The 13,599-nt window shown below is 67.4% G+C and carries 11 protein-coding genes; 10 read left to right on the top strand and 1 reads right to left on the bottom strand.

What is annotated here, in order from left to right; translation table 11 throughout:
* Nucleotides 1-118: 118 nt before the first annotated feature.
* From ACFW0B_RS24165 to bamE, 6 genes are all read left to right on the top strand, one after another.
* Nucleotides 119-3,712 carry a DUF2339 domain-containing protein gene (locus ACFW0B_RS24165; RefSeq protein WP_449151497.1) on the top strand — a complete coding sequence of 1,198 codons (3,594 nt, stop codon included), beginning with the start codon at nucleotides 119-121 and terminating at the stop codon, nucleotides 3,710-3,712.
* Nucleotides 3,709-5,094 (top strand): DUF3999 domain-containing protein, encoded by a 1,386-nt coding sequence (locus tag ACFW0B_RS24170; protein WP_449151498.1) that lies wholly within the window; start codon nucleotides 3,709-3,711, stop codon nucleotides 5,092-5,094. The genes ACFW0B_RS24165 and ACFW0B_RS24170 overlap by 4 nt, the downstream gene beginning before the upstream one ends.
* Nucleotides 5,095-5,266: 172 nt before the next feature.
* Nucleotides 5,267-6,916: a histidine kinase N-terminal 7TM domain-containing diguanylate cyclase gene (locus ACFW0B_RS24175; RefSeq protein WP_449151499.1), complete on the top strand. Its 1,650-nt coding sequence runs from the start codon at nucleotides 5,267-5,269 to the stop codon at nucleotides 6,914-6,916.
* 155 nt (nucleotides 6,917-7,071) lie between these two features.
* A complete protein-coding gene (locus ACFW0B_RS24180; RefSeq protein ID WP_449151500.1) occupies nucleotides 7,072-8,082 on the top strand; it encodes a class 1 fructose-bisphosphatase in 1,011 nt (336 codons plus the stop codon).
* A 3-nt stretch (nucleotides 8,083-8,085) separates the two neighbouring features.
* On the top strand, nucleotides 8,086-8,685 hold the full coding sequence (locus ACFW0B_RS24185) for a DUF924 family protein (RefSeq protein ID WP_449151501.1): 600 nt from the start codon (nucleotides 8,086-8,088) through the stop codon (nucleotides 8,683-8,685).
* Nucleotides 8,686-8,754: 69 nt separating this feature from the next.
* Complete coding sequence (gene bamE / locus ACFW0B_RS24190; RefSeq protein WP_449151502.1) at nucleotides 8,755-9,009, top strand: outer membrane protein assembly factor BamE domain-containing protein; 255 nt, start codon at nucleotides 8,755-8,757, stop codon at nucleotides 9,007-9,009.
* Nucleotides 9,010-9,156: 147 nt separating this feature from the next.
* Here the strand turns inward: bamE and ACFW0B_RS24195 are convergent, their stop codons facing one another.
* The gene (locus tag ACFW0B_RS24195) at nucleotides 9,157-10,521 is read right to left on the bottom strand and encodes a formimidoylglutamate deiminase (protein ID WP_449151503.1); all 1,365 of its coding nucleotides are present in this window, start codon (nucleotides 10,519-10,521) and stop codon (nucleotides 9,157-9,159) included.
* Between the two features lie 276 nt (nucleotides 10,522-10,797).
* On the opposite strand from ACFW0B_RS24195, the gene hutC reads away from it, so the two are divergent.
* From hutC to ACFW0B_RS24215, 4 genes are all read left to right on the top strand, one after another.
* Nucleotides 10,798-11,466, top strand: coding sequence for a histidine utilization repressor (gene hutC / locus ACFW0B_RS24200; RefSeq protein WP_449151511.1), 669 nt, complete (start codon nucleotides 10,798-10,800; stop codon nucleotides 11,464-11,466).
* Nucleotides 11,463-12,047: a HutD/Ves family protein gene (locus ACFW0B_RS24205; RefSeq protein ID WP_449151504.1), complete on the top strand. Its 585-nt coding sequence runs from the start codon at nucleotides 11,463-11,465 to the stop codon at nucleotides 12,045-12,047. The genes hutC and ACFW0B_RS24205 overlap by 4 nt, the downstream gene beginning before the upstream one ends.
* Nucleotides 12,048-12,165: 118 nt before the next feature.
* Nucleotides 12,166-13,170: an ABC transporter substrate-binding protein gene (locus ACFW0B_RS24210; protein WP_449151506.1), complete on the top strand. Its 1,005-nt coding sequence runs from the start codon at nucleotides 12,166-12,168 to the stop codon at nucleotides 13,168-13,170.
* Nucleotides 13,171-13,463: 293 nt separating this feature from the next.
* A partial coding sequence (locus ACFW0B_RS24215; RefSeq protein ID WP_449151512.1) for a hypothetical protein occupies nucleotides 13,464-13,599 on the top strand: 136 nt, incomplete at its 3' end.

Here is a 13,599-nt window from a genome sequence, read left to right on the forward strand (position 1 = left end):
TCTGTGAGTCAGGGCTCAGTCGTCTCTATTGGGCCGATGCCAGTTCTCTTGTAGCTTCTGGCTGCTACTGGCCGCGAGGAATGCGGCTCACCTGCCCAACCATCCGAGTAATCGCTGCATGCAATGGATTTTCATGCTGATTGGCCTGGCCTTCGGGGCCGGGATTGATGAGAGCGTCACCGGTGCCCTGCTCGGCGGCCTGATGGGCCTGGGGCTGGGGCAGGCCATTCGCCTGCAATGGCTGGCGCGGGAGAACGCCGAGCTGCGCAAGTCGCTGGCCAGCTTCGCGGCCCGTTTCGACAAGGGCACCCAGGCCATCCATGAGCGCCTGCTCAAGGTGGAGCAGGGCGTCGCGCAGCTAGCCGAGGCGGGGCCTCCCGTCGCCGAACCGGATACGCCAGCGGCGCAGGCCGCGCCTGAACTGGTACCTGACGACAGTGATCTGGTCTGGGAACTGCCGGCCGATGTGCTGGCACAACCCACCGCCGCGGCTGAACCGGCCCCCGAGCCTGCCCCAGCCGCCGCTGCAGCTGATGCCTGGGGCCAGGAAGCGCGACCCGAGACACCACGCCGCACGCCACCGATCCCCCCCAGGCCCCGCGAGCCCTCCCTGCTCGAACGGGGCTTCGCCGCCGCCCGCAACTGGCTGTTCGGTGGCAATACCGTGCTGCGCATCGGCGTCGTGCTGCTGTTCCTCGGCCTGGCCTTCCTGCTGCGTTACGCCACCGAAGGCATGGTGGTGCCGGTTGAGCTGCGGTACGCCGGGGTGGCGCTGGCCGCCATTACGCTGCTGGGGCTCGGCTGGTGGCTGCGCCGACGCAATCCCAGTTACGGCCTGATGCTCCAGGGCGCCGGGATCGCCGTGCTCTACCTGACGGTATTCGCGGCCATGCGCCTGCATCCGTTGCTCGACCCGAAGATGGCCTTCGGCCTGCTGGTGGCGGTGACCCTGTTTTCCGCGATCCTCGCGGTGGCGCAGGACGCCCTGGGCCTCGCAGCCGCAGCGGTGCTGGGCGGCTTTGCCGCGCCCATCCTCACCTCCAGCGGCAGCGGCGACCATGTGGCGCTGTTCAGTTATTTCGCGCTGCTCAACTCGGGCATCTTCGCCATCGCCTGGTTCAAGGCCTGGCGCCTGCTCAACCTGATCGGCTTCGTCGGCACCTTCGGCATCGGTTTCGCCTGGGGCCTGCGTTCCTACCGGCCGGAGCTGTTCGCCAGCACCGAGCCCTTCCTGGTGCTGTTCTTCCTGATGTACGTGGGCATCGGCCTGCTCTTTGCCCGGCGCAAGCTGGCCGAGGCGGCCGATGCGCCGCAGGAGCGTGGCGAGCTGCTGCGCTGGTCGGCGCGCCAGGCCGACACGGTGGACGGCACCGTGCTGTTCGGCCCGCCGATCATCGGTTTCGGTCTGCAGGTGGCGCTGATCCGCCATATCGAATTCGGCGCCGCCTTCAGCGCCCTCGCCCTGGGGCTGTTCTACATCGTCCTGGCGCGCCTTCTGGCGGGGCGCACCGCTGGCCGCGCATTGCTGCTGGTGGAAACCTGCCTGGCACTGGGCGTGGTGTTCGGCAGCCTGGCAATTCCCCTGGGGCTGGACGCCCGCTGGACCTCCGCCGCCTGGGCGGTGGAAGGCGCCGGCATCTACTGGCTCGGCTTGCGCCAGGGCCGGCCGCTGGCGCGGGCGTTCGCACTGCTGCTGCAATTCGGCGCGGCGCTGGCCTTCCTCGGTGGGCTGCGTGCGGGTGGCGACAGTCTGCTGGAAGGCTCACCCCTGGGCGCGCTGATGCTGGGTTCCGCACTGCTGTTCGTGTTCTGGCAACTGCGCCGGGCGCCTGCCGAGGCTGCCACGGCGCTGGAGCAGCGCAGCGCGCCGGGGTCCGCCTGTGCGGGGCTGGCGTTCCTCTACCTGATGGCGCCGCTGGCCTTCGCCGCCGAAGGCACGTCCATCGCCTGGGCGCTGGCGGGGCTGGCGACGATCTTCGTCGGGCTGCGCCTGCTCTCCCGCGCATTCCTGTTCAGCGCCTTCGCCGTGCAATTGCTTGGTGGCGCGATCTTCCTGCTCGATCTGGACGGCACCGGGCTGGGCAGCGGCGGCGTGCCGGGGTGGCGCGGCTTGCTGGTGGCTTCGCTCATCGGCCTGGCGCTGATCGCCGGGATGCTGCTGGCCGCCCGCCACCCGCTGGCGCGTACGGATGTGCGGCTGCTGCGGGGCTTGTCGCTGGTCCTGCTGGCCGGGCTGGCCTTCGTCAACCTGGCGGTGCTGTTCGTGCTGCCCTGGCGCACCGCCGGCGCGGTGTGGGCAGGCAACGGCCTGTTGATCCTCTGGCTCAGCCTGTATCTGCAGCAGCGTGCGGCGTTCTGGTTCGGCCTGTGCCTGCAGCTCCTGGCCGGTTTCAGCTTCCTCGCGGTGAGCCCGCTGCTCTTGGGCGAGCTGAGCGGTGAAGGCCTGCGCCCGCTGGCCCATGCCGGTTTCTGGACGCCGGCGGTGCTGGCGCTCGCGGCCTTCGCCGGTGCCTGGCGCCTGCAACGGGCGGCGCGGGCGGAGGTGGCCATGGGGAGGCTCAGCCTCGCGCACCTGGCGCAGCTGCTGCTGGCCTGGAGCGCCGGTTGGTGGGCCCTGGCCTGGCTGGCGGAGATCGGCCGCTTCGCCACGCCCGAACTGCAGGTGCCGCTGGCCCTGTTGCTGGCGTCCGCCAGCGTCGCCTTCACCACCTGGCTGGCCGGCCGCGAGCAATGGCGTGCCCTGGCGCTGTTGTGCCTGGTGCTGGCGCCGGCGGGCCTGGTGGCGCTGGCGGTGGCCTGGGAGCCGCAGTACCACCCGGCGGCAAGCTTCGGCTGGGCAGGCTGGGGCGCCTTGTTCGTCGTGCACCTGCTGACGCTGCGTAGGCTGGATGGGCTCTTGCCCGGCGGCGCGCGCAGTGCTTCCCATGTGCTGGGCTGCTGGCTGCTGCTCGGGGTGCTGGCGCTGGAACTGCGCTACCTGCTGATGCTGCTGTCCGAGCAATACAACGCCTGGCGCTGGCTGGGCTGGGCGCTGCTGCCGAGTGCCTGGCTGCTGCTGGTGGCCTTGCGTCCGCGCCTGTCCTGGCCGGTGGCGGCCTATCCACGGGAATACCGCCTCTGGGCCTCGTTGCCGCTGGCATTGCTGATGCTGGCCTGGTTCTGGATCGCCAACGCCTGGAGCGACGGTGCCGCAGAGCCGCTGCCCTATCTGCCACTGCTCAATCCGCTGGAACTGGGTCTGCTGTTCGCGCTGCTGGGCGTCTACCGATGGGGGCGCGACTGCCTGCCCCGGTTCGATTTGCCTGAACCGCCAGCCTGGCTGATTCAGGGCGTGGCGGGCGTGTCGCTGTTCGCCCTGGCCACGGCGGCGGTGTTCCGTTGCGCGCATCACTGGGGCGGCGTGCCTTACCAACTGGAAGCGCAGCTGGATTCCATGCTGGTGCAGGCCGGGCTGTCCATCGTCTGGACCAGCATCGCCCTCGGCCTGATGGTGGTCGGCCATCTGCGCGCCTGGCGCCAGCTCTGGCTGGTGGGGGCGGTGCTGATCGCGCTGGTGGTGGCCAAGCTGTTCTTCGTGGAACTGGGCAATCGCGGTGGCTTGGAGCGCATCGTGTCTTTCATCGGCGTCGGCGTCCTGCTGCTGGTCGTCGGCTACTTCGCGCCCCTGCCGCCCAGGCGCGCGGAACCTGAACAGGAGCGGGTCAACGCATGATCGCTTTGTCTTCCCTGCGCCGCCCCGGCCTGGCCCTGCTGGCTGCCCTGGGGCTGCTCTGCCAGCCGCTGCTCGCCGCCGAGCAGCCCGAGGATTTCACCACCCGCGTCGAGCTGCGCGTGGAAGGCCAGGGCCCCTGGTATCGCCTGGACCTTCCCATGGCCCTGCATTTCGCCGCGCGCCATGCCGACCTGCGTGACCTGCGGGTGTTCAACGCCGAGGGTGAGGCCCTTGCCTACGCCCTGACCCGCAGCAGCGCCAGTGAACGTCGCGCTCGCCAGGAACACTCCCTGCGCTGGTTCCCCCTGCATGGCTCCACCGAGGACGCGGCAGGGTTGCCCAGTGTGCGGGTTGAGCGCAGCACCACGGGGACGGTGGTGCAGGTGGTGCCGGAAAGCCCGGCTTCGGCGGCTGGGCAATTGCGCGGCTGGCTGCTGGACGCCAGCGGCGTGCAGGCACCCCTGGAGAAGCTCAGCCTGGACTGGAACGGCGCTGGCGAAGGCTTCCAGCGTTTCAGCATCGAGGCCAGCGATGACCTGCAACACTGGGCGTCCTGGGGCGAAGGCCAGGTGGCCCGGCTGTCCTTTGCCGATCAGCGCATCGACCAGCGTGAGGTGACTCTGCCGGGACGTCCGGCGCGCTATCTGCGCCTGCTCTGGCAGAGCCCGCGCCAGGCCCCGCAACTGACCGCCGTGAAGGTGGTGAGCGCCAGCCGCGAGAGCCTGCCGGCGTCGATGGCCTGGTCGGCAGCGCTGGAGCCGGTCAGCAGCAAGGATGGCCAGTATGTCTGGGAGCTGCCCTTGGGGCTGCCCATCGAGCGTTTGCGGATTGCCGTGGAGCGTCCCGGCAGCCTGTTGCCGATCCAGGTGGAAGCGCGTCGTGACGGCGTGCCGCAGTGGCAGCCGCTGGCCTCGGGCCTGCTCTACCGCCTGCCCCAGGATGGCAAGGAAGTGGCCCGGGAGGAACTGGACCTGCCGGGCTGGATGGCGGTCAAGCAGCTGCGCCTGACGGTGGACCCGCGCGCCGGCGGCTTCGGCCAGCAGGTGCCGCGCCTGGAAGTGGGCATGCATGCCACCCAGGTGGTGTTCCTCGTCCGGGGCAACCCGCCGTTCACCCTGGCGCTGGGCAATGCCGAAGCGAGCCGCACGGAACTGCCCCTAGCCACGCTGGTGCCGGGCTTCGACGCTTCCAGCCTGGAGAAGATGGGGCGCGCCGAGGCGCTGGCGATTCCGCCGCAGGTCGGCGAACATCCGGCGGAGCGGCAGACTGCCGAGCAGGTCGTCTGGAAGCGCGTCGGCCTTTGGGCCGTGCTGCTGTTGGGCGTCGGCCTGCTGGGCGTCATGGCGTTCAGCCTGTTGCGCCGGCCGGTCACTCGTTCCTGACGAGTGTCACGGCTTGCAGGCCGAAGTAGTGGCGTTTTGATGTATCTTTGTCCGGTCATTCCACGGGCCGCAGCAGCCGGCCCTTTTTCAGGTCAGGACGGCCAGTGCCCAGCCTCAAGCAGTTCCACTCGCGCCCTTACTCTTCGTTTGCCAGGCTCCCCGGAGCCGGTCGATGAGCGCCTGCCTGGCCGGCGGCTGGAGTTTCAGCTGGCCGGTGGCGCTGACCCTCGCGCTCGGCATCGGGGTGATCCTCATGGCGCGTTGGGTCAGCTGCCAGCGGCATTTCCCCGGTCGCGAGAGCTTCATCGTCCTGCATGCCGGCATCTGCTGGTGGCTCGCCGCAGCGGGGCTGGAGCTTGCAGCACAAGGTCCGCAGTGCAAGGTGTTCTGGGCCAGCATGGCGTGGCCGGGGATCATCGGTGTGCCGACCTTCTGGGCGGTGTTCCTCTGGCAGTTCGTCAACAGCATCCGTGAACCCCTGAGGCTGCGTGGCTTCCTGCTGCTGGGCCTGGGCCCGCTGGTCGCCACGGCCATGGCCCTGAGCAATCCCTGGCACCAGCTGTTCTACGGCCCCGGCACCCTGCCGGTGGACGATGGTCCGGGCGCGGCGATCCGCTATGACCACGGCCCGCTGTTCAATGCCGTGGCCATCTACGTCTACGTTTTCATGTTCTTCTGCCTGGCCGTGGTAACCCGCGCCGCCCTGGCCAGCCGCGGCCTGCACCGGCGGCATTACCTGGCCTTCGTGCTGGTGACCTGCGTGCCCTGGAGCGCCAACCTGGGCTATGTGGTCTTCGGCTGGACCCTGTTCGGCTTCGACCCCACGCCATTCAGCTTCGCCCTCACCCTGATGGGTTTCGCCTGTCTGATCCTTGGCGTGCGCCTGTTCGACCTGCTGCCGGTCGCGCGCCACCTGTTGCTGGAGGAACTGCCCGACCCGGTGCTGGTGGTCGACCCTCAACGCCGGGTGATCGACGCCAACCCCGCCGCCCTGGAACTGGCTGGCCAGCCCACGTCCTGGCAGGGCGCGAGCCTGTCCGGATGGCCGGTCTACGGCGTGGAACTGAACGCGATGCTGATGGCGGGGAAGCAGGAGATGCTGCTGATGCCGGCCAGTTCATCGCGCTACTTCGAGGTGCGCTCCCGCGATATCGAGCGGGTGACCCGGAGCGGCACCTTCATCCTCGGACAGATGCTCTACCTGCGCGACATCACCGAACGCCACTGCAGCGAACTCAAGCTGGCCGAGGCGCTGTCCACCAGCGAGGAGCGCCTGCGCACCATCACCCGCCTGCATGAGCAGTTGCAGGAGCAGGCCCTGCGCGACCCGCTGACCGGCCTCTACAACCGCCGCTACCTGGGCGAACTCTTCGCCCGCGAACTGGCCCGCAGCCAGCGTGAATGCACGTCCATTTCCCTGGCGCTGATCGACCTCGATCACTTCAAGCAGCTCAACGACCGCCACGGCCATCTGGTGGGCGACGACGTGCTGCGCGCCGTGGCCATTCACCTGACCGGCAACCTGCGTGGCAGCGATGCGGTGTTCCGTATCGGTGGCGAAGAATTCCTCCTGCTGCTGCCCGGCGCCGCCGGCGCTGAGGCATTCGCCCGCTTGCAGGCGCTTTGCCAGGCTCTGGCCAGCCAGCCGCTGCCCACCCGCGAGGGGCCGCTGTCGGTGACCCTCTCCGCCGGCCTGGCGGTGTGGCCGGCCCAGGGGCAGACGCTGGAGGAGCTGATGCAGGCCGCCGACGCCGCGCTGTACGACGCCAAGCGCAATGGCCGCAACCAGGTGCAGCGGTTGGCCGCTACAGGTACCGACTGACGGCTGAACCAGTGGCCGAGACCGGCGTCAGATAAATTCGCAGCCCCTGTCAGGCTGTCATTACCGCCATTTCAGCGCCTTCCATCCCGCTGAGAGGCATTGCGAAACGACTCGCGCTAAACTGCGCGCATTTTTCCACCCTCCGGAGCCATTTCATGTCCCGCGTTACCCTGAGTCGCTACCTGATCGAGCAGACCCGAAGCCACAACACTCCTGCCGATCTGCGCTTCCTCATCGAGGTCGTCGCGCGCGCCTGCAAGGAAATCAGTCATGCGGTATCCAAGGGCGCGCTGGGCGGCGTGCTCGGCAGCATGGGCACCGAGAACGTGCAGGGCGAGGTGCAGAAGAAGCTGGATGTGATGTCCAACGAAATCCTGCTGGAGGCCAACGAGTGGGGCGGCCACCTGGCCGGCATGGCGTCCGAGGAAATGGACAACGCCTACCAGATCCCCGGCAAGTACCCGAAAGGTGCCTACCTGCTGGTGTTCGACCCGCTGGACGGCTCTTCCAACATCGACGTCAACGTGTCGGTGGGCACCATCTTCTCGGTGCTGCGCTGCCCCGAGGAGTACCTCTCGCAGAACGATGCCCTCAATGAGCAGGCCTTCCTCCAGCCGGGCACCAAGCAGGTTGCCGCCGGCTACGCCATCTACGGTCCGCAGACCATGCTGATGCTGACCCTGGGCGACGGCGTGAAGGGCTTCACCCTGGATCGCGAGCTGGGCTCCTTCGTGCTCACCCACGACAACATCCGCGTACCGGAAACCACCTCCGAATTCGCCATCAACATGTCCAACCAGCGTCACTGGGAAGCCCCGGTGAAGCGCTACGTCAGCGAGATGCTGGCCGGCAAGGAAGGCGTCCTGGGCAAGAACTACAACATGCGCTGGATCGCTTCCATGGTGGCCGACGTGCACCGCATCCTGACCCGCGGCGGCATCTTCATGTACCCCTGGGACGCCCGTGAGCCGGAGAAGCCCGGCAAGCTGCGCCTGATGTACGAGGCCAACCCGATGTCCTTCATCATCGAGCAGGCCGGTGGCGCTTCCACCGACGGCCGTCAGCGCATCCTCGATATCCAGCCGACTTCCCTGCACCAGCGCGTGCCGGTCTTCCTCGGTTCCAAGGAAGAAGTCACCCGCGTCACCGGTTACCACCTGGAGTAACCCATGCAGCCCTGGCAACCGTTGCTCGACTGGTGGTTCGGACCCGAGGCCTCCGCCAGCCAGACCGCCGCGGCGCGCCACGGGCTGTGGTTCGGCAAGAAGGACCATCAGGATGCCGAAGCCCGCGAGCGCTTCGGCGGCCTGGTGGAACAGGCCCTGGACGGCGGTCTTGCCGACTGGGCCGAACAGCCGGAGGGCTGGCTGGCGCTGGTCCTGCTGCTGGACCAGCTGCCGCGCATGATCTTGCGCAATGACCCGCGCAGCTTCGCCGGCGACGCCCGCGCCCAGATGCTGGTGGCCGAGGGCCTGGCTCGCGGCCTGGAGCGGCAGCTCAGCCCGATTCGCCAGGTGTTCATCTACCTGGTGCTGGAGCACGCCGAAGACCTGGCCAGCCAGGAACGCGCGCTGTACCGCTACCGCCTGCTGCTGGACGGCGCCGACGCCGCCGAGCGGCCGCTGTTCGAGAATTTCCTCGATTTCTCCGAGCGCCATCGGGTGGTGATCGCCCGATTCGGCCGTTTTCCCCATCGCAACGCCGTTCTCGGTCGCCCTTGCAGCGACGAAGAAAGCGCTTTCCTGCGGGAACCCGGTTCGCGCTTCTAGAATCGAAGGGAACCATCATGTGACCGGCTCCGACAGGCCGGCCGCATTCCATCCGCCAAGGAGTGCTCCATGTCTCTGCGAACCCTCGCTGTCCTGTCCTGCTGCCTGCTGCTGGCCGCCTGCAACAAGCTCAACCAGGAGAACTATTCCAAGCTCAAGTCCGGCATGACCAAGGCCGAGGTGGAGCAGCTGCTCGGCAGCCCGACCGAGTGCTCCGGCGCCGTCGGTTTCACCAGCTGCACCTGGGGCGACGAGAAGACCTTCGTCAGCGTGCAGTACGCCGGCGACAAGGTGCTGATGTTCTCTGGAAAAGGGCTCAAGTGAGGCGTCCAGCCGCGCTGTTGGCTGACTCCCTCAATGGCCTGGCGCATCAGCCGTAGGCTGGCGCCAGGCGTGGCCCAACGTCGCTTCGCGTGATGTCGTTGGGCTTCCCATGGCTTGCCCGCAACCTGCGGGAGGTGATGCACGGGGTTAGCGCAGGACGTCGCGCAGCACCCCGGCAAAGGCTTTCGCAGTCTCCATTTCGGCCGCATGCCGGCCATCCCGCACGACCCACTTGCCTGCCACCATCACGTCGCGAACCTGGCGGTCGCCGCCGGCGAACAGCCAGCGGTTGAGCAGTGCGTCGCCCTCGGCGGTGGCGAGGTAGGGGTCGTTGCCGTCCAGCACCAGCCAGTCCGCGCGCTTGCCCACTTCCAGGGCGCCCACGGGCTGCCCGAGGGCCTGGGCGCCGCCGGCCAGGGCGGCATCGAACAGGGTACGGCCGACCTGCGGCTGGTCGGCGCGATAGAGGCGGTTGCGGCGCTGGTCGCGCAGGCGCTGGCCGTATTCCAGCCAGCGCAGTTCTTCCACCACGCTCACCGAGACATGGCTGTCGGAGCCGATGCCCAGGCGGCCGCCCCGGGCGAGGAAGTCCACCGCCGGGAAGATGCCGTCGCCGAGGTTGGCTTCGGTGGTCAGGCAGAGGCCGGCGACCGCGCCGCTGGCGGCCATGGCGGTCACTTCATCGGGTTCGGCGTGGGTGGCATGGACCAGGCACCAGCGTTCGTCCACCGCGGTGTGCTCGTAGAGCCATTGCAGCGGGCGACGGCCGCTCCAGGCGAGGCAGTCGTCCACTTCCTTCTGCTGTTCGGCGATGTGGATGTGAATGGGGCGGGCGCCCTGTTCCGCGGCCAGCACCGCATCCAGTTGTTCGGGGGTGACGGCGCGCAGCGAATGGAAGCACAGGCCCAGTCGCTGGTTGGGCCGGCGCGCGATTTCACTGCGCAGACGTTCCTGCATCGCCAGGTAGCTGTCGGTGCTGTGGATGAAGCGGCGCTGCCCGTCATTGGGCGCCTGGCCGCCGAAGCCGGAATGGCTGTAGAGCACTGGCAGCAGGGTCAGGCCGATGCCGGCGTCGTGGGCGGCCTGGCTGACCCGCAGGGAGAGTTCGGCCGGATCGGCGTAGCGGCGGCCATCGGCATCGTGATGCACGTAATGGAACTCGGCGACGCTGGTGTAGCCGGCCTTGAGCATCTCGATATAGAGCTGCCGGGCGATGATTTCCACCTGCTCCGGATCGAGCCGGCTCACCAGGCGGTACATCAGCTCGCGCCAGGTCCAGAAGCTGTCGTTGGGGTTGCCCGCCACCTCGGCAAGGCCGGCCATGGCGCGCTGGAAGGCATGGGAGTGCAGGTTGGGCATGCCCGCCAGCACCGGCCCCTGGAGGCGTTCGGCGCCTTCTCCGCCGGCATCGGCCAGCACCTTTTCGATCAGGCCGTCGGAACAAACCTCGAAGCGGACATTGCGCGCCCAGCCTTGCGGCAGCAGGGCGCGTTCGGCGAAGAAAGCAGACATGATGAGGCACCGGTGGTGGGTTGTTTTATTTGTATATACATATACAGACGTTTGCGGGTAACGTAAACTCACGTCAGTCGCGCACTTGTCTGGAATTGTCGAATCCGGTACATGCCGGAGGCTGGCAGCCAGTTCGGGGCTACGCCTGTTTGCCTTCCAGGGTCTTGCCCATTCGCCGACAAGGAGATTTTCGTGCCCAGTTCGCCCAATGCACCGTCTTCGCTGGCCGCCCAGATAGGGGAGGCCCCTGCGCCCCTTTATGCGCGCGTCAAACAGATGATCAGCCAGCAGATCCAGAGCGGGGCCTGGCCACCGCACTATCGCGTGCCGTCCGAGAGCGAGCTGGTCAACGAGCTGGGCTTCAGCCGCATGACCATCAACCGCGCCCTGCGCGAGCTGACCGCCGAAGGCCTGCTGGTGCGCATGCAGGGCGTGGGCACCTTCGTCGCCGAGCCCAAGGGCCAGTCGGCGCTGTTCGAAGTGCACAACATCGCCGAAGAGATCGCCCAGCGCGGCCATCGCCATCATTGCGTGGTGGTCAGCCTGGTGGAGGAGGTGGCCGGCCCCGAGCGTGCCCTGGCACTAGACATGCGCGAAGGCCAGCGGGTGTTCCACTCGCGCATCGTGCATTTCGAGAACGATGTGCCGGTGCAGATCGAGGACCGCTTCGTGAACCCATCGGCCGCCCCGGATTACCTGAAGCAGGACTTCACCCGCCAGACGCCCTACGCCTACCTGTCCAGCGTGGCGCCGTTGACCGAGGGTGAGCATGTGGTGGAAGCCATCCTGGCCGATGCCGAGGAGTGCAAGCTGCTGCAGATCGAGCGCGGCGAGCCCTGCCTGCTGATTCGCCGTCGCACCTGGTCCGGGCGCAATACCGTGACCAGCGCGCGACTTCTCTACCCCGGTTCCCGCTATCGCCTCGAAGGACGTTTCGGTTCATGAGCCAATCCCGCCTGCTGCGCGCCGCCGACTATCCCCGTATGCCGTGGAAGAACGGCGCTGGTTCCACCCTGGAAATCGCCCGCGACGCGGGTGATGGTCTCGACGGCTTCGGCTGGCGCCTGTCCATCGCCGATGTCGGCGAGTCCGGCGGTTTCTCCGCCTTCACCGGCTACCAGCGGGTGATCACCGTACTGGAAGGCGCCGGCATGCGCCTGGATGTGGATGGCCAGCGCTCCCGCGACCTCACCCGCCTGGACGCCTTCGCCTTCGATGGCGGCAGCACGGTGCAGTGCGAGCTGATCGACGGGCCGATCCGCGATTTCAACCTCATCTATTCGCCCAGGCGTTACGCCGCTCGCCTGCAGTGGCTGCGGCTGGACGGCGGGCTCAAGCTGTTTTCTTCCGCCAGCACCTTGCTGCTGTTCGCTGCCGAAGACGGGGTGAGCCTGGCGATCGACGGCCAGGCATCCGAGGTGCTGGGCCAGCATGATTGCCTGCACATCGAAACCTCCGGCGCGCTGGCCGAACTGAAGCTGGACGGCAAGGGTGCCTGCTGCCTGATCGAACTGACGCCGCGCTAACGCGACCGGCCAATTCGCCCCTACAGGATTTATGCGTTTTCCCGCGCTCCACCGGGCACATTGGCGCCACAGGGTCTAAACCTAATCCTGTCGCCCGCCACGCCTACCGGAGCCGTCCATGCCCCGTCACAGCGTTCTCGCTGCCATCGTCCTGTCCCTGGTCCTGCCCGCTTCGCTGGAATCTGAAGCCGCCGAATGCCCCTATCCCGGAACCGTGGTGCTGGCCGGGTTGAACTGGGAGAGCGGCATGTTTTCCACCGAGGTGCTGCGGGTGCTGCTGGAGAAGGGGTACGGCTGCAAGACCGACGTGCTGCCCGGTAACACGCTGACCATGGAGAACGCGCTGCGGCAGAACGATATCCAGGTGATCGCCGAGCAGTGGGCCGGGCGCAGCGAGTTGTGGCGCAAGGCCGAGGCGGCTGGTGAGGTCTTCGCCGTCGGTGAGCCGGTGAAGGGCGCCACCGAGGGCTGGTGGGTGCCGGAATACCTGGTGAGAGGCGAGGGCGCGCCGGCCGCCGGGCTGCGCTCGGTCAGCGACCTGCCGCGCTACAAGGCGCTGTTCAAGGACCCGGAGTCGCCCGACAAGGGGCGCTTCTACAACTGCCCCAGCGGCTGGACCTGTGAGGGGGTCAACAGCCAGAAGCTCAAGGCCTATGGCCTGGAAGACAGCTACGTGAACTTCCGCACCGGGACCGGCCCGGCGCTGGATGCGGCCATCAGCTCGGCGATCCGCCAGCAACAGCCGATCCTCTTCTACTACTGGTCGCCCACCCCGTTGATGGGGCGTTACAAGCTGGTGCAGCTGGAAGAGCCGCCCTTCGACCAGAAGGCCTGGGAAACTCTGATCGACCCCAATAACCCGAAGCCCATCGGTACCCGTTCGTTACCGGCGAAGATCTCCATTGGCGTTTCCCGCGATCTGCGCGAGAAGGCGCCGGCGCTGGTGCAGGCGTTCGCCAAGGTGGAAATTCCGCTGCCGCTGTTCAACGGCATCCTCGCGCGGATGTCCGAAGAGCACGCCGATGCGGGACCCGTGGCGGATGCCTTCTTCCGTGAACACCGGGAAATCTGGTCGACCTGGGTACCGGCGGAGGTTGCCCTGCGCCTCGATGCCTCCCTGTAGTAACTGTTACCTAACACCCCACTTCGTCGCGTGACTGCTTCGAAATCGCGCATTTACGGTGTGCGGTAACAGCGCTCTTCCTTCCTCCCTGCTTTACTTGTCTATACATCCTCATGGCGGAAGCCCTTGTGCCGCCTGGTTTTCCGTCATGCCACGCGGAGCTGGGAGGAAAATTGGCCCTCAGCTTGCATATGCTTGTATGTACAAGTTCATATGTGTGTAGACGTCCAAGGCATTTCCCGCGCAGTCCTGCCCCGACGTTGTCACCGCTACCACCCTACGAGGAGCCAGGCATGACCAAATTCCGTGACACCGAAATCCGCGCCCCGCGTGGCAACAAGCTGAACGCCAAGAGCTGGCTGACCGAAGCGCCGCTGCGCATGCTGATGAACAACCTCGACCCCGAGGTGGCGGAGAACCCGAAGGAAC

The organism is Metapseudomonas phytobenefica, from assembly GCF_043392685.1.
Taxonomy (GTDB): Bacteria; Pseudomonadota; Gammaproteobacteria; order Pseudomonadales; family Pseudomonadaceae; genus Metapseudomonas.